This is a genomic window from Thauera sp. (assembly GCF_035444905.1).
Classification (GTDB): Bacteria; Pseudomonadota; Gammaproteobacteria; order Burkholderiales; family Rhodocyclaceae; genus Thauera.
Genome location: NZ_DAOMPS010000016.1, coordinates 44,972 through 60,967, shown reverse-complemented (window position 1 = coordinate 60,967; position 15,996 = coordinate 44,972). Strand labels below are relative to the sequence as shown.

General features: G+C 66.1%; 15 protein-coding genes. 3 read left to right on the top strand and 12 right to left on the bottom strand.

Features of this window, described 5'->3' with window-relative positions:
- Positions 1 to 65: 65 nt before the first annotated feature.
- Together gspD and PLC66_RS09605 are read left to right on the top strand one after the other, a co-directional pair.
- Positions 66 to 1,964, top strand: coding sequence for a type II secretion system secretin GspD (gene gspD, locus PLC66_RS09610; RefSeq protein ID WP_324539755.1), 1,899 nt, complete (start codon positions 66 to 68; stop codon positions 1,962 to 1,964).
- The gene (locus PLC66_RS09605) at positions 1,906 to 2,730 is read left to right on the top strand and encodes a hypothetical protein (protein WP_324539789.1); all 825 of its coding nucleotides are present in this window, start codon (positions 1,906 to 1,908) and stop codon (positions 2,728 to 2,730) included. Before gspD ends, PLC66_RS09605 begins: the two co-directional genes overlap by 59 nt.
- A 92-nt stretch (positions 2,731 to 2,822) precedes the next feature.
- Here the strand turns inward: PLC66_RS09605 and PLC66_RS09600 are convergent, their stop codons facing one another.
- The 12 genes from PLC66_RS09600 to PLC66_RS09545 all read right to left on the bottom strand — a co-directional run bounded on the left by PLC66_RS09600 (position 2,823) and on the right by PLC66_RS09545 (position 15,524).
- The gene (locus tag PLC66_RS09600) at positions 2,823 to 4,463 is read right to left on the bottom strand and encodes a hypothetical protein (protein ID WP_324539754.1); all 1,641 of its coding nucleotides are present in this window, start codon (positions 4,461 to 4,463) and stop codon (positions 2,823 to 2,825) included.
- 50 nt (positions 4,464 to 4,513) lie between these two features.
- Entirely contained in the window at positions 4,514 to 5,482 is a 969-nt protein-coding gene (gene lipA / locus PLC66_RS09595) for a lipoyl synthase (RefSeq protein ID WP_324539752.1), read from the bottom strand.
- 38 nt (positions 5,483 to 5,520) lie between these two features.
- Positions 5,521 to 6,192, bottom strand: coding sequence for a lipoyl(octanoyl) transferase LipB (lipB, locus tag PLC66_RS09590; protein WP_324539750.1), 672 nt, complete (start codon positions 6,190 to 6,192; stop codon positions 5,521 to 5,523).
- On the bottom strand, positions 6,189 to 6,473 hold the full coding sequence (locus PLC66_RS09585; RefSeq protein WP_324539748.1) for a YbeD family protein: 285 nt from the start codon (positions 6,471 to 6,473) through the stop codon (positions 6,189 to 6,191). The genes lipB and PLC66_RS09585 overlap by 4 nt, the downstream gene beginning before the upstream one ends.
- Complete coding sequence (locus tag PLC66_RS09580) at positions 6,466 to 7,326, bottom strand: D-amino acid aminotransferase (RefSeq protein WP_324539746.1); 861 nt, start codon at positions 7,324 to 7,326, stop codon at positions 6,466 to 6,468. Before PLC66_RS09580 ends, PLC66_RS09585 begins: the two co-directional genes overlap by 8 nt.
- Before the next feature lie 32 nt (positions 7,327 to 7,358).
- A complete protein-coding gene (locus PLC66_RS09575) occupies positions 7,359 to 8,486 on the bottom strand; it encodes a D-alanyl-D-alanine carboxypeptidase family protein (RefSeq protein ID WP_324539744.1) in 1,128 nt (375 codons plus the stop codon).
- Between the two features lie 164 nt (positions 8,487 to 8,650).
- Complete coding sequence (locus PLC66_RS09570) at positions 8,651 to 9,802, bottom strand: septal ring lytic transglycosylase RlpA family protein (protein WP_324539742.1); 1,152 nt, start codon at positions 9,800 to 9,802, stop codon at positions 8,651 to 8,653.
- A 15-nt stretch (positions 9,803 to 9,817) separates the two neighbouring features.
- The gene (gene rodA, locus PLC66_RS09565) at positions 9,818 to 10,960 is read right to left on the bottom strand and encodes a rod shape-determining protein RodA (RefSeq protein WP_324539740.1); all 1,143 of its coding nucleotides are present in this window, start codon (positions 10,958 to 10,960) and stop codon (positions 9,818 to 9,820) included.
- The gene (gene mrdA / locus PLC66_RS09560; protein WP_324539739.1) at positions 10,957 to 13,002 is read right to left on the bottom strand and encodes a penicillin-binding protein 2; all 2,046 of its coding nucleotides are present in this window, start codon (positions 13,000 to 13,002) and stop codon (positions 10,957 to 10,959) included. Before mrdA ends, rodA begins: the two co-directional genes overlap by 4 nt.
- 12 nt (positions 13,003 to 13,014) lie before the next feature.
- On the bottom strand, positions 13,015 to 13,536 hold the full coding sequence (gene mreD / locus PLC66_RS09555; protein WP_324539737.1) for a rod shape-determining protein MreD: 522 nt from the start codon (positions 13,534 to 13,536) through the stop codon (positions 13,015 to 13,017).
- 3 nt (positions 13,537 to 13,539) lie between these two features.
- A complete protein-coding gene (mreC, locus tag PLC66_RS09550) occupies positions 13,540 to 14,412 on the bottom strand; it encodes a rod shape-determining protein MreC (RefSeq protein ID WP_324539735.1) in 873 nt (290 codons plus the stop codon).
- Positions 14,413 to 14,480: 68 nt separating this feature from the next.
- Positions 14,481 to 15,524, bottom strand: coding sequence for a rod shape-determining protein (locus PLC66_RS09545; RefSeq protein WP_324539733.1), 1,044 nt, complete (start codon positions 15,522 to 15,524; stop codon positions 14,481 to 14,483).
- A gap of 149 nt (positions 15,525 to 15,673) precedes the next feature.
- On the opposite strand from PLC66_RS09545, the gene gatC reads away from it, so the two are divergent.
- A complete protein-coding gene (gatC, locus tag PLC66_RS09540) occupies positions 15,674 to 15,961 on the top strand; it encodes an Asp-tRNA(Asn)/Glu-tRNA(Gln) amidotransferase subunit GatC (protein WP_324539731.1) in 288 nt (95 codons plus the stop codon).
- The last annotated feature ends 35 nt before the right edge of the window (positions 15,962 to 15,996 follow it).

The following is a 15,996-nucleotide window of genomic DNA, read 5'->3' as shown; positions in this document are numbered from 1 at the left end:
AGCCCATGAAGGCAAGCCCGGATACTGGGCCATCTCTTCCGAGTGCGGCAGAAGACGCGTCAAGAATGACCACGGAGTTCTACAAGTCTGGTCGCAGCGAATCTACGGTGCCCCGCGAGGGAACACCTGGCATCCCTGACACAGGTGAACGCTTCGAGCTCAACTTCAATGAGGCCGATATCCGTGGCGTGATCGACGCTGTGCTCGGAGACATGCTCAAGCTCGACTATGTTGTCTCGCCAGCGGTGGAGGGGCGCATCACCCTGCGCACAAGTCGCCCTGTGTCCAAGGCCTCTTTGCTGTCGGCCCTGGAGGCTGCACTGGGTTCCGTTTCGGCAGCCTTGCTAAGGGATGGTCAAACTGTAAACGTGGTGCCCTGGAGCGAGGCTCCGCAGCGGGTTCGCCCTGCACAACGCCTTGCCTCGGCGATGCCTCCTGTTCCGGGCTACGCGGTGGAGATCATTCCACTTCGTTACGTGAACGCGAACGACATGCAGGCGATTCTAGATTCATTCGTCCCAAAAGGGACCGTCCTTCAGGCAGACACCCATCACGGGCATCTTGTCGTGGCGGGCAGCAGCCAGGACCGTGGCGCCATTCTGCGTACTGTCGAGAATTTCGACGTCGATTGGCTAAGCGGCATGACGTTCGCGCTCTACAAGCTTGCTCAGAGCCGGCCGGAGACCATCGTTGCGGAACTGCGGGAGATATTCCAGGGCAAACTCGACCTTTTTACGACCCGAATCCGCCTCGTGCCGCTCGAACGCATGCAGGCCGTGCTTGGCGTTGCTCGCAACAAGGCTGATCTCGAACTGCTAGGCGAGTGGATTGGGCGGCTTGATGTCTCGAAAGCCGGTGCACAGCGCATCTTCGTCTATAACGTTCAGAATGGTAACGCGAAGGACTTGGTGACATCGCTCCGGCAGGTGCTGACTGGGGAAATGCAGACTACAGCGACTACCAGCCCATCGACGTCCTCGTTGCCGCAGCCGCAGATGCCCGGCTTGCCATCGCCCTCGATATCGCCCTCAGCATCGGGCCCCCAGGCGAACATTGGCAGGCTGGTGGCGATCGAGGAGAACAACTCGTTGATGTTTTACGGCACTGAGGACGAGTTCCGTGTGATCCAGGAAGCGCTCAAGCAGATCGACGTGTTACCGCGCCAGGTCATGATCGAAGCGTTTCTGGCCGAGGTGACCCTGAACAACAACCTGCGCTATGGCGTGCAATGGTTTTTCGACTCGAGTGAGAACACCGTGACCCTGAGTGCGACCGACACCGGCTCGGTCGCTTCGCAGTTCCCGGGTTTCTCTTATGTGTATTCGGGGAAGGCAAATGCACGCATCGTCCTCAATGCCCTGCAATCCAAGACGGAAGTGAAGATCCTCTCGGCGCCCAAGATATCCGTGCTGAACAACCAGAAGGCAAGCCTGCAGGTGGGCGACCAAGTGCCCATCGTGACGCAGACTTCTCAGGGCACGGACGCGGGCGGCGCTCCGATCATCAGCACGATCCAGATGCGCGACACGGGGGTTATCCTGGAGGTGACGCCCCGGGTCAATGACAATGGGAATGTGATCCTTGATGTCATGCAGGAAGTGAGCGAGGTTGCTCAAACCACCTCTTCTGGCATCGACTCGCCGACCATACAGCGAAGGAAGATCCACAGCGTCGTCGCGACGCGCGACGGCTTCACGGTGGCGCTCGGCGGCTTGATCCGAGAGAGTGGCGGTGTCGGAAACAGCGGCATCCCATTGCTCAAGGACATGCCCGTGGTCGGCAACCTGTTCAGGAACAACACCTCCGATACTCGCCGCACCGAGCTGGTGGTCTTGCTCGTTCCGCATGTGATGCGCAATCAGATGGAAACCCAGTCGGTCGTCGATGCGCTGGTTGACGGCCTCGATGCAGCTTCCCAGCTCGCCGAGCATGCACGCCCACTCGTGCGGCCTCGTGCGCAGTAAAGGCTTTGTCCTCCTGCATACGTTGTGGCTACTTCTCGTAGCGGCAACACTTGTTGCCGGCTCGATGGCCACGGTCTTCTATTCGACCGAGGAGCTTGCGATTTCGGAACAGCGGCTCAGCATGGACCTTGCGCACGAGTCTGCCGTCGAGTTGGTCATCCACGACATTCTGGTCAACGGCAACCGAAGCCCCTGGATCGGCGACGGCGTCGTCACCCGGGACGTGAAGATCGCGGAGCGGGTGATCGGGGTTTCGGTTCAGCAGGCCACAGGACTCGTGGATCCGCTGACGTCCGATCCGAAGGTGCTCGACCGCCTGCTGGAACGCCTTGCTTTAGCCCCCTTGAGTCAAGGCTCCTCGGCCGAGAGATCAGCGATTGGAGCTCGCCCTGCCACCTACGCAGACCTTCAGGCAATGCTCGGCCTCGACCATGAGCGGTTTACCTGTCTATACCCGCACGTTACGCTTTACTCGAGCCGTGCAGAGCCGGACGAGCGGTATGCGTCGAGCCATCTTGCCGACCTTATCGGACTGAGATCTGGTCCGCTGGGCGAGCGCTCAATCCTGACTGACAGTCCTGTCCACAGCGTCGTTGGCAGGACGTTTCGTGTGAATGCGCTTGCCACCAACGAGCAAGGTGATGCTGCCGGGCTCTCCATCGAAGTCACGATCACCGGCCAAATCGATCCCAGCCATCTTGTTAGAAGCCGGAAACGCATCGCAACCGCAGCAGGAAAAACCATGAGGTGCGACAAGCACACGTAACGACGGGCGATCCCGAGACAACCGAACTGTGCACAAGTCCGCTCGGCAGTCCTTCGGCAACAACTTGCCGTTTGCACAGTTTTTCTGGGGGCCTACAACCGCCCGTTGTCCTTCTCCGCTGCGCTTACAATCATTGAAAGGTGCTTGAGCAAGCTCTGCGTCAATTGGTGAATGCTCGGCTCCCTAACCTGCACTACCAAAGCCGCGCTTTGGGCGTTCTGCTCCTCAATAATTGCCAGTTGACGAAGCGCCACGCCGCGCTCGATAACCTCGGCGAAGCACGCCCTGCGCTGGCGCACACGTCCTGCCTCATCAGAGAACAGCAGTTCCGGAAGCACCTCTCCATCCTCATCGACAGCAACCGCCAGCGAAAACACCGGGACAGCCCTCTCTTTGGGGTCTATCACCCGGATCGTTCTGTCCTTCTTGCCGCTTGCCGTGATCTCGCGACGAATCCGGGTCAGTGTCTTACGTACGAAGTGGGGTAGCGGAGGCTTCTTTTGCATCGGCGGACCAGCCTCGGGTTGCGTAGCCAAATCAATCCCGGCTGCATCCGATGAACCATCCGGCTCGCCAAACGCGACCTGCTCGATGCTGCCGTTGCTGCGTATCAAGAAAACCTCAGCGCTTGCAAAGCTCTCGATTTTCTCCTTCCAGACCGGTTTGCGCAGAAGGTCCGGAAAGCGCCTCTTGGTCGTAAAACCTCCGGAATGCTGCGACTTACGAGCACTGGGATCATCATCGACCGTCTTTGTTCGGAGCGAGATCTCGCTTACGTGACGAACGCCAGTCGCGTTCCGGCTACTTTCCGGGCTTCGTGCGCCTTGGGCGTTGCGCCGGGACGTTTCATAGGAAAGGGATCGAAACGGGAAGGCGTGCGAGCAGGAGCGAAGTTGATAAGCCAGGAACGTGGCTCTTGGTTCATCGCCAAAGGGCAACCAAACGCCAGTTACAGCGAGGTTCGTCTCGCCCTCGAACGGAAAGCCGGTATACGGGTAGGCCACCTGTCCACTTGCCGCAGCTTTCTGGCAGGAAATGTGGATGCCAGCCGCCGAGCGCCAGGCGAGTCGATCGCCAGCCATCCTGCCGACATCCGAGGCCGACGCCCCGGATATCCCGGGAGCGAGGACAAGGTGCATGTGCCGGGAGCCTGGATCGAACGATTTGCTCGACCACAGCGCCTCCGCGTTGAGCGGCATGGAAAAGAGCCGTTGGAGCAGGTTGCTCGACGAGCCGAAGTAGAAGCGGATGATCTCCACGCAAGGGATCAGCAGCCTGCGGTCGCCCCCCAACGAAACCGCCACGCAGTAAGCCTGCGTGTGAGGCCGATGCCACGGGTGGGCATGCAGTGGAATCAGAAATTTTTCGTCTACCGCCAGACCTGCTTTAACGAAGCTGGTGGTACCGGGCACGATCTGGACGCTTCGAAAGGTTTCGGCATGGTAACTCGGCGAGGCGATCAAACGACCGCCCTGCCACAGATCACCGATCGCCAGCAACGGCAATACCGCAACGGGCGCCCAGACCTCCCTCTGGTGCATGTGATCCGTGCCGCCAGGCTGCAAAAGCGCCTCAGCGTCATTCGGCTCGCACCGCAGCGGCGAAATCGCCACCTTGATGCTGGGTTGGGCGTAGCGTCGAACACTCCCGGGGTAGGCGCACTCGCCGAACCAGTCAAGACGCCAGACTCGTTCGTCCGGCGTCAGACTGGGGAAATTCGGGAGTGGGCTCATGGCCTGCAAATTTGCACGGATCGATGTTAATTTGCAGCGATCGATGTAAATTAGCTTTTATCGGTGGAATTTACAACCACCCCGGCGCCGTGCGCCTGCTGGTCGGCCCAGTAGCTCGAGCGCACCATCGGGCCGCAGGCGGCGTTCTTGAAGCCCATCTTCAGCGCTTCGGTCTCGAACATCTTGAAGGTGTCCGGATGCACGTAGCGCAGCACCGGCAGGTGGCCGCCGGAGGGCTGCAGGTACTGACCGATGGTGAGCATCTCGACGTCGTGCGCGCGCATGTCGCGCATCACCTCGAGGATCTCCTCGTCGGTCTCGCCCAGGCCCACCATCAGGCCCGACTTGGTCGGCACCTCGGGGTGGCGGGCCTTGAACTCCTTGAGCAGCTTCAACGAATAGGCGTAGTCCGACCCCGGACGGGCCTGCTTGTACAGGCGCGGCACGGTCTCGAGGTTGTGGTTCATGACGTCGGGCGGCGCGGCGTCGAAGATGTCGAGCGCAATCTCCATGCGACCGCGGAAGTCCGGCACCAGCACCTCGATGCTGGTCTTGGGCGAGGCGGCGCGTGTCTCGCGGATGCAGTCGACGAAGTGCTGGGCGCCGCCGTCGCGTAGGTCGTCGCGGTCCACCGAGGTGATCACCACGTAGTTCAGCCGCATCGCGGCGATGGTCTTGGCGAGGTCGGCGGGCTCGTTGGGGTTGAGCGGGTCGGGTCGGCCATGGCCGACGTCGCAGAAGGGGCAGCGCCGGGTACAGATGTCGCCCATGATCATGAAGGTGGCCGTGCCCTTGCCGAAACATTCATGGATGTTCGGGCAGGAAGCTTCCTCGCACACGGTGTGCAGCTTGTGCTCGCGCAGGGTTTCCTTGATCTCGTTGAAGCGCTCGGCCTCCTGACCGGCGCCGAGCTTGATGCGGATCCAGTCGGGCTTCTTGAGGCGTTCGGCGGGGACGATCTTGATCGGGATGCGGGCGGTCTTGTCGGCGCCGCGCTGCTTGCGCGCAGGGGTTTCCATGGTCGCGTTCTCTGTAGGTTCCGGGTGGGAATGGGGGATTATGAACCGGGTCGCGTTGATTCGACAGTCTGCGCGGCCTGATGTGCCGCATCCGTGTCGACCGCGCCCGGTGGCAGCAGGTGCTGCAGATGCGCAAGCAGGCGTTCGCCCACCTGCTCGACGTCGGCTTCGATGCCGAAGTCCTTCATGCGGATGGTCTTGAGGCCCTCGTAGCCGCAGGGGTTGATCCAGCCGAAGGGGGCGAGATCGGCGTCGACATTGATCGCCAGGCCGTGGTAGCTGCAGCCGTTCTTCACCCGCAGGCCGAGGGCGGCGATCTTGTCGCCGGCGATATAGACACCGGGGGCGCCGTCCTTGCGTGCGGCATCCAGACCATACTCGGCCAGGGTGTCGATGATCGCCTGCTCCATCAGGTGCACCAGCTCGCGCACCTTGAGCCGGCGCCGGTGCAGGTCCAGCAGCAGGTAGGCCACCAGCTGGCCGGGGCCGTGGTAGGTGATCTGGCCGCCGCGGTCGATGTGCACCAGCGGGATGGCGGCCGGGTTCTGCAGCAGGTGCTCGGGCTTGCCGGCCTGGCCGAGGGTGTACACCGGCGGGTGCTGCAGCAGCCAGATCTCGTCGGGCGTGTCGGCGCCGCGTCCGGCGGTGAAGGCACGCATGGCCTCGAGCGCCGGCGCGTACTCCACCATGCCGAGGCGCTTGACGATCACAGCACCACCTTGACCATCGGATGCGAGGTCAGCTCGCGGTACAGCGCGTCGACCTGCGCCTGCGACAGGGCGCGGAAGGTGCAGGTCACGGCCAGGTAGTTGCCCTTGCTCGACGGGCGCATCTCCGCCCCGGCGGGGTCGAAGTCGGGCGCGTGGCGCAGCACCACCTCGATGACCGCCTGGGCAAAGCCATCGACGCGCGCGCCCATGACCTTGATGGGGAAATCGCAGGGGTATTCGATCAGCGTCTGGCGCGTCGGCGCGCCCTGGGTGTCAACCATTTCGCATCACCGTGTGCTTGAAGTCCTGATACCAGGCCACCATCTGCCGCGCCATCGGGCCCGGCGTGCCAGCGCCCACCGGACGGCCGTCGAGCGCGGTGATCGGCAGCACTTCCTTGGTCGACGAGGTCATCCACAGCTCGTCCGCGCTGCGCACTTCCGCTTCCAGCACCTCGCGCACCGCATGTTTCATGCCGTGACTGCGGGCGAGCTCGAGCACCACGTCGTAAGTGATGCCGGGCAGCATCAGGTGGCTCTTGGGCGGCACCAGCAGCACGCCGTCCTTGCACACGAAGATGCTCGAGGCCGCGCCCTCGGTCAGGAAGCTGTCGCGGAACAGCACGGTCTCGGCACAGCCATGGTCGATGGCGTGCTGGCGCAGCAGGCAGTTGGCCAGCATCGACACCGTCTTGAGGTCGCAGCGCAGCCAGCGGATGTCGGCCGCACTGACCGCAGCCACGCCGCTGGCGAGCTGCTCGGCGCTCGGGGTGAGCAGCGGCTCGCTCATCAGGAACACCGTGGGCATGACCTCGGGGCCGGGGAAGGCGTGGTTGCGCCTGGTGTCGGCGCCGCGCGTCACCTGCAGGTACACCGACTGGTCCGGCCACGGATTGCGCGCCACGATCTCGCCCACGATGGCCTGCCATTCGGCCGTGCTGTGCGGGTTGTGCAGCCGCATCGCGGCCAGCGTGCTGGCCAGGCGGGCGATGTGCTGGTCGAGGCGGAAGGCGCGCCGCGAGTACACCGGGATGACCTCGTAGGCGCCATCGCCGAACAGGAAGCCGCGATCCATCGGCGACACGCGCGCCTCGGCGAGCGGCAGGTATTGTCCATTGACGAATGCGGTGGTCACGTCGGCCTCCTCGGACTCGGGTGCGCGCAGGCTCACAGGCGCTTGAACAACATCACGATCGCATCCCACAGGCGACCGAAGAAGCCGGCGACCGGGACGTCCTGCAGGGCCACCACCGGGTACTGGCCGAGCGGCCGGCCGTCGATGGCGAGGGCGAGCGTGCCCACTTCCTGGCCCTTCTCGATCGGCGCCACCAGCGGCTGGCGGCTCTCGAGCGTGACCTGGATGCGGTCGGCCGCCTCGCGCGGCAGCGACAGCATGAAGTCGCGGGTGAAGCCGACCGGCAGCTCGTTCGCCTTGCCCTTCCAGACGCGGAATTGCGACAAGGCCTCGTCGGCGCCGTACAGCTTCACCGTGTCGTAGAACTGGAAGCCGAAGTTGAGCAGCTTGAGCGACTCCTGCGCGCGCACCGTATCCGAGGCCGCGCCCAGCACCACCGAGATCAGGCGGCGCGGGCCGCGCTCGGCGGTCGACACCAGGCAATAGCCGGCGGTGCTGGTGTGGCCGGTCTTCATGCCATCGACCGTCGGGTCCATGTACAGCAGGCGGTTGCGGTTGGGCTGGCGGATGTTGTTGTAGGTGAACTCGCGCATCGAGTACAGGCTGTAGTACTCGGGGAACTCGCGGATGATCGCGCTGGCGAGGAGGGCGAGATCGTTGGCGGTGGTGTAGAGCTGCGGATCGGGCAGGCCGGTGGAGTTGGTGAAATGGGTGTTGCGCATGCCCAGGCGCTGGGCCTCGCGATTCATCAGCGCGGCGAAGGCTTCCTCGCTGCCGGCGATGAGCTCGGCGATCGCCACGCAGGCGTCGTTGCCCGACTGCACGATGATGCCCTTGATCAGTTCATCGACGGTGACCTCCTTGCGCGGCTCGATGAACATGCGCGAGCCCTCCATGCGCCAGGCGCGCTCGGACACCGGCACCACCTGGTCGGCGGCGATGGTGCCCGCTTTCAGCGCCGAGAAGGTCAGGTAGGCCGTCATCAGCTTGGTCAGCGAGGCCGGCTCGATGCGCGTGTCGGCATCCTTGGCGACCAGGGTCTGGCCAGTGGCGTGGTCGACCAGCACCCAGGCATTGGCGGCAAGCGCCGGCGGTGGCACCGACTGCGCGAGCGCAGACAGGGAAAACAGTGAGACGAAAACGGCGATCAGAAAACGCATGACGAAACCCGGGGAAATGAAGAGGAAGCAGCGCGCGGCGCGCCAGCAGGGGGCGGACAGGACCGAGGACGGCGCACGGCCCGGCGCGAACGCCCAATTATAGGCGCCGGCCCCGCACAGACCCAAAATGAAAGGCTTTGTTGCAACCCGGCCATCGACAAGACTCAGCGCACCACCACGAAGGGCTTGAGCTTGAGCAGCGTGCCCATGCGCTCGGCCGCGCTGCGCGCCGCATCGACCGAGTCGTAGGGGCCAGCATGCAGGCGGAAGCGCTCGCCGTCGGCGAACAGCTCGAAGCGCTCGGCCAGTGCGGCCGCGCGGTCCTGCACGGTGTCGCGAAAGCCCTCGGCGTTGGCATAAGAGGAGAACGCGCCCAGCTGCAGGAAGATGCCGCCGCTGGCCGATGCGACCGGCGGCGCCAGGCCCTCGGCGGCGCCGGCCACCGGTGCGGCAGCGAGTGCCGTGTCAGCCGCCGCCCTGTCCGCCGCGACCGCATTGGCGGCCGGCGCCGCCGGTGCCGCGGGAGCCGCGGGAGCCGCGCTGGCGACGGTCACCGGCGGCGGGGTCAGCGGCTCCAGGGCGCGCGCGGCCAGCGGCGGCTCATCGGCCGCCACCAGGCCCTCGTTGCCACGCCCACGCAGCGGCGGTACCGGTCGCGCGCTGGCCACCAGTGGTGCCTCGTCGGGCAGGATCTGCTCGACCTCGACCTGCGCGCTGCCGGCATTGATGTAGCCGAGGCGATGCGCGGCGGCATACGAGAGGTCGATCACCCGGCCGCGCAGGAAGGGGCCGCGGTCGTTGACGCGCACCACCACCGAGCGGCCGTTGGCGATGTTGGTGACGCGCGCATAGCTCGGGATCGGCAGCGTCGGGTGCGCGGCGGTCATCGCATACATGTCGTAGGGCTCGCCGCTCGAAGTCGGCCGGCCATGGAAGCGCCGCCCATACCAGCTCGCATGCCCGCGCTGACGGAAGGCCCGCAGCTCCGTTTCCGGTACGAAGCTCTGCCCCATCACGTGATAGGGCCGATTGGCAAAGCGATGCAGCGGCTCGGCACGCGGCTCGGCGTCGGGGATGCTGTCGAGGTGCTCGGGCAGCACGTCGTCGGGGCCGTCGTCGAGGTAGTAGCCACCGCCGCGCGTCGTGGGCGCGCGCGCGGCGGTCTCGGCCGCGGGGGCACTGGCGGCCGGCTCGGCGTCACGCTTGGGCGCCGAGCCGCAGGCCGTCATCAGGCCGGCGGCGAGCACCAGCGCAAATGGGAGGGCGCCGAAGCGGTGGCGCCGCAGGGTGTGCTTGATCTTTGGCGTTCGATTCATCGTTTCATCCGGGAATCAGGTCTTGTCCGCAAATCGGCTGCGCTGGATGCTCATCAGGATGCCGATGCCCAGACAGAGCGTGACGAGCGCAGTTCCACCGTAGCTGATGAAGGGCAGCGGCACCCCCACCACGGGCAGGATGCCGCTCACCATGCCCATGTTCACGAAGGCATAGGTGAAGAAGATCATCGTGATCGCCCCCGCCAGCAGGCGCGAGGCATGGGTCGGCGCATTTGCCGCGATGTGCAGGCCGCGCAGCAGCAGCAGCGCATACACGCACAGCAGGGCGATCGCACCGACCAGGCCGAACTCCTCGGCCAGCACGGCGAAGATGAAGTCGGTGTGGCGCTCGGGCAGGAAAGCGAGGTGGGTCTGGGTGCCGTCCATCCAACCCTTGCCCATCAGGCCGCCGGAGCCGATCGCAATCGTCGACTGGATGATGTGAAAGCCCTTGCCGAGCGGATCGCGCGTGGGGTCGAGCAGGGTACACACGCGCTGCTTCTGGTATTCGCGCAGCACCTGCCAGTCGACCTCGGGCTGACACAGGGTGTCGCCGAAGGCGACGATCGAGCCCAGGCCGATCACGCCAGCGACCACCACCGGGATGATCAGCTTCCACGACAGTCCGGCAAAGAAGATCACGTACAGGCCCGATGCCGCCACCAGCAGGCTGGTGCCGAGATCGGGCTGGATCAGGATCAGTCCGATCGGGACCACGAGCAGCAGGCCGGCGACGACGAAATCGAGAAAGCGCGTCTGGTTCTCACGCTGCTGGAAGAACCAGGCCAGCATCAGCGGCATGGCAATCTTCATCAGCTCGGAGGGCTGGATGCGCGCCACGCCCAGATCGAGCCAGCGCTGGGCGCCCTTCGACACCTCGCCGAACAGGTCGACCGCGACCAGCAGCAACACCCCCAACACATAGAGCGGCACCGCCAGCGACAGCAGGCGCTGCGGCTTGAGCCAGGCCAGCAACCACATGCCGGCGAGCGCGACGGCGAAGTGCGTGAGCTGCGAATCGACCCGCTCGGGCGAGGCGCTCTGCATCAGCACGTGCGCGCTCGCGAGCAGCACGCCCAGCAGCAGCAGCAGGATGGGGTCGATCGGGCGCAGGAAGGCGCGCGCCAGGGCCAGGGGGTTGAAGCGGGTCTCGTTCATCGCGCGCTCCTGGCCGGCGGGACGGGCGCCATCGTTCCAACCGCAGGCTGGGCCGGGGGCGCGGGCGATGGGGGTGGCGATTGAGGTGATGACGGGGGCAGCGCCGGCAGTGCAGCGCCATCGAGCACCGCTCCCTCGATGCCGGTGTCGGCGTCCACCGACTCGCTCGCGTCCTCGTCCTCAGGCGCGGGGGCGCCGGCGCGCTGGTTGAGGAGGTAGTAGTCGATCACCTGGCGCGCGATCGGCGCCGCCGACTGCGAACCGAAGCCGCCGTTCTCGACCAGCACGGCGAGCGCGATCTTGGGGTTCTCGGCCGGCGCATAGGCGACGAACCAGGAGTGGTCGCGCAGGCGTTCGCGCACGTTCTTCTCGACGTAGCGCTGGCCACGCAGCGAGAACACCTGCGCGGTGCCGGTCTTGCCGCCGACGCTGTAGGGCGCGCCCTGGAAGGCGCGGCGGCCGGTGCCGCTCTTGTTCACGTCGACCATCGCATCGAGCACCGACTTCAGGTGCGCCTGCTGCAGCGGGATCTCGCGCAGCGGCTCGGGCTCGACCGCACGGCGCTCGCCGGTGCGCGAATCGACCACGTACTTGACCACATGCGGGCGGAACAGCTTGCCGTCGTTGACCAGGGCCGCCATCGCGTTGGCAAGCTGCAGCGGCGTGAAGGCGTTGTAGCCCTGGCCGATGCCGACCGAGATCGTCTCGCCTGCGTACCAGCGCTGCTGCTCGGGCTTGCGGAAGCGGCTGCGCTTCCATTCGGGCGAGGGCAGCACGCCGGTCGCCTCGCCCGGCAGGTCGATGCCCGTGCGCTCGCCAAAACCGAAGGGCGCCATGAAGCCGGCGATGCCCTCGATGCCGAGGTCGTTGGCAAGCTGGTAGTAATAGGTGTTGCACGACACCACGATGGACTTGTGCAGGTCGACCGTGCCGTGGCCGCCGATCTTGTCGTCCATGAAGCGGTGGCCGCCGAAGTTGAAGTAGCCGATGTCGCGGATCGCCTGGCGGGCGGTGCGCTTGCCGGTCTCGAGCCCGGCGAGCGCCATGAAGGGCTTGTAGGTGGAGCCCGGTGGATAGGTGGAGTAGATCGCCCGGTGCAGCAGCGGATGGTCGGGCGACTCGTTGAGCGCGCGCCAGTCCTGGGTCGAGATGCCATCGACGAACAGGTTGGGGTCGTAAGTCGGCATCGACACCAGGGCGAGCACGCCACCGGTCGCCGGCTCGATCGCCACCAGCGCGCCGCGGCGTTCGCCGAAGGCGGTCTCGGCCACGCGCTGCAGCTCGATGTCGAGCGTGAGCTCGAGGTCGTTGCCCGAGCTCGCCGGCGTGTGCGACAGCGCACGCACGGCACGGCCGCTGGCGTTGACCTCGACCTGCTCGACGCCGGTGATGCCATGCAGCTCGGTCTCGTAGGACTGCTCCAGCCCGGCCTTGCCCATGTGCAGCGTGCCGCGGTAGTTGGCCGTCTCGCCGCGCTCCTCGATGCGCTCGACGTCGCGCTCGTTGATGCGGCCGATATAGCCGACGACGTGGGACGCGGTCGTGCCCTGCGGGTAGTCGCGCAGCAGGCGGGCACGGACGTCTACGCCGGGCAGGCGGTAACGCTGCGCCACCACGCGCGCCACCTCCTCGTCGGTGAGTCGGCTGCGTACCGGCACGCTCTCGAAGTTGCGGCTCTCTTCGAACAGCTTGCGGAAACGGCGCAGGTCGCGCGGCTCGATCGGCACCAGGCTGGCGAGCTCGGCCAGCGTGCCCTCGAGGTCGCGCACCTCGGACGGCATGATCTCGAGCGTGTAGGTCGCGTAGTTGCGCGCCAGCACCACGCCCTGGCGGTCGACGATGGTGCCGCGATGCGGCACTACCGGCAGCAGCGCGATGCGGTTGTCCTCGGCGCGGGTCAGGAAGTAGTCGTGGCGCTGCACCTGCAGGAAGTGGAAGCGCGCCGCGAGCAGGCCGAGGCAGACGAGCACGAACAGGGCCGCCACCACCACCCGCCGGCGGAAGCGGGCGAGCTCGACCGCGGGCGTGCGAAACTCGGTCACCGGCCGCCGGCCTCAGATCGGGCGGTTGTCATCGCGCTCTACCGGCTGGTACTGCGGCAGCAGCAGCAGGAAGGACAGCGGGGCCCACAGCAACACGCTGGTGAGGCTCGACAGGAAATAGGACCAGCCCGGGAACTCGCCCCCCGCCAGCAGGCGGACCACCACCATCAGCACCTGGGCGAGCAGCAGCAGCGGCAGCACATGCAGCGCCTGCTGCCAGGACGGGAACCACAGGATGCGGCGCGCCAGCGTGTTGCCGAGGTAGGCGAGCACCACATAGGCGAGCGCATGCTGGCCCATGGCCGCGCCCAGCCCGACATCGACCAGCAGGCCGAACACGAAGCCCGCCCCCATGCCGATCAGCAGCGGCTCGCGCACGCACCAGAACACCAGCACCAGCGCCACCCAGTCGGGCAGGCCGGGGGTGCGGCCGGTGGGGATGTATTCCAGGCCGAGGGCGACGAACAGGCTCAGGTAGACGAACCAGAGCTTGACCGGCAGCAGGATGCGGCTGGAGCGATTGGTCGGCTGCATGCGTCAGCGCCCTCCCTCGGCTGCGGGTGGTGGTGGCGGGTAGGCGGCGCGGCCCACCACCAGCACCTGCACGCTGCGCTCGATGGCGGCCAGCGGCTCGCACTCGATGCGGGCGAAGGCATCGGCCTCGCGATCGACGCTGAGCACCGTCGCCACCGGCAGGCCGGGCACGTAGACGCCGTCCAGGCCCGAGGTCACGAGCTGGTCGCCAGGGCGGATGTCCACGTCGGCGAGCACATGGCGCATCTCGAGCGTGCCGCGACCGGTGCCGTAGAGCACACCGCGCACGCCGTTGCGCACCACGCTGACCGGAATCGACTGGCGACGGTCGGTGAGCAGGGTCACTTCGGCCTGGATCGGATGCACGCGCGTGACCTGGCCGATCACGCCGCGCGCATCCACCACCGCCAGCCCGGCCTCCACGCCCTGCTGCGCACCGCGGTCGAGGATGACCTTGCGCGCGAAGGGGTCGGGGGCGTTGTAGAGGATGTCGGCGGCCACGCTGCGCACCTCGATGCGCTGCGACATCTCCAGCAGGGCGCGCAGCTGCGCGTTCTCGCGCTCGAGATGGTCGAAGCGCAGCAGGCGCTCGCCGACGTCGAGCTGGTGGCGGCGCAGCTCGGCGTTCTCGAGCTGGACGTCGATCAGGGTGCCGAAGTAACGCGCGGCGTTGCGCACCACATCGGCCGGCGTGGACGCGGCCATCTGCAGCGGGTAGGTGATCACCGACAGGCCGTTGCGCAGCACCTCGAGGTAGCGAAAGCGCAGGTCCGCCACCAGCAGCACGAGGCACAGGGCGACGAACATGAACAGGCGCGCCAGCGGCGCCGGGCCGCGCTTGAAGATCGGTGGGGGCTGATGGCCGACGAAAGACATCCGAAAAAACCAGGGCCGTCAGGTTGCACGGTGTCGCCACGCTCCGGCGCGCGCGCCGGAGCGGGACATCACTCGGAGGTGAAGATGGAGGCGAGCTGGTCCATCTTGTCGAGCGCCATGCCGCAGCCGCGCGCCACGCAGGTCAGCGGTTCCTCGGCCACCACCACCGGCAGGCCGGTCTCTTCCATCAGCAGGCGGTCGAGGTCGCGCACCAGGGCCCCGCCGCCGGTCAGCATCATGCCGCGCTCGGCGATGTCGGCACCGAGCTCGGGCGGGGTCTGCTCGAGACCGATCTTGACTGCGGAGACGATCTGGTTCATCGGCTCGGCGAGCGCCTCGAGGATCTCGTTGGACGAGATCGTGAAGCTGCGCGGAATGCCTTCGGCCAGGTTGCGGCCCTTGACCTCCATCTCGCGCACCTCGGAGCCGGGAAAGGCCGAGCCGATCTCCTTCTTGATCTTCTCGGCGGTGGTCTCGCCGATGAGCATGCCGTAGTTGCGACGGATGTAATTGACGATGGACTCGTCGAACTTGTCGCCGCCGACGCGGATGCTGCCCGAGTACACGATGCCGCCGAGCGAGATGACGCCGACCTCGGTGGTGCCGCCGCCGATGTCGACCACCATCGAGCCGGTGGCATCCGACACCGGCAGGCCGGCGCCGATCGCCGCCGCCATCGGCTCCTCGATCAGGAAGACCTGCGAGGCGCCCGCCGCCAGGGCAGCGTCACGGATCGCGCGGCGCTCGACCTGGGTCGAGCCGCAGGGCACGCAGATGATGATGCGCGGGGAAGGCGACAGCAGGCGCGAGTCGTGCACCTTCTTGATGAACTGCTTGATCATCTGCTCGGTGACGACGAAGTCGGCGATCACGCCGTCCTTCATCGGCCGGATGGCGGTGATGTTGCCTGGCGTCTTGCCGAGCATCAGCTTGGCCTGGTGGCCGACGGCCTGGATCGAGCGCTTGGCATTGGGCCCGCCCTCGGTGCGGATCGCCACCACGGAGGGCTCGTCGAGGACGATGCCTTTGCCGCGCACGTAAATCAGCGTGTTGGCCGTGCCGAGATCGATCGCGAGATCGCTGGAGAAATAGGAGCGCAGGAAACCGAACATGAAACCTTCCGAAACCGGTGGACTGTGTGGATCGCGTGCCGCATCGCGATGGCCCCGGACGCGGGCGCCACGGGGTGTAGCCCCAGGCGGGGCAAAGAGGATTATGATAACCTACAAACCTTTGTGGATTCAGCAGGTTTTGTTACCTCATGTCGCTGTCCAATGAACAAGTGGGCCACATCGCCCGCCTCGCACGGGTCGCGCTGACCGACGCCGAAATCGACGCCACCCGGACCAAGCTCAACGACATCTTCGCGCTCATCGAGCAGATGCAGGCGGTCGACACCGCGGGCGTCGAACCCATGAGCCATCCGCAGGAATTCGGTACCCGCCTGCGCGCCGACCGCGTCACCGACACCGACCGCCGCGACGCCTTCCAGCAGGTCGCGCCGCAGACCGAAGCCGGCCTCTACCTGGTGCCGAAAGTCATCGAATGAGCCGCCGCGCCCGGGCGCTGCCCACACGCCCTGCC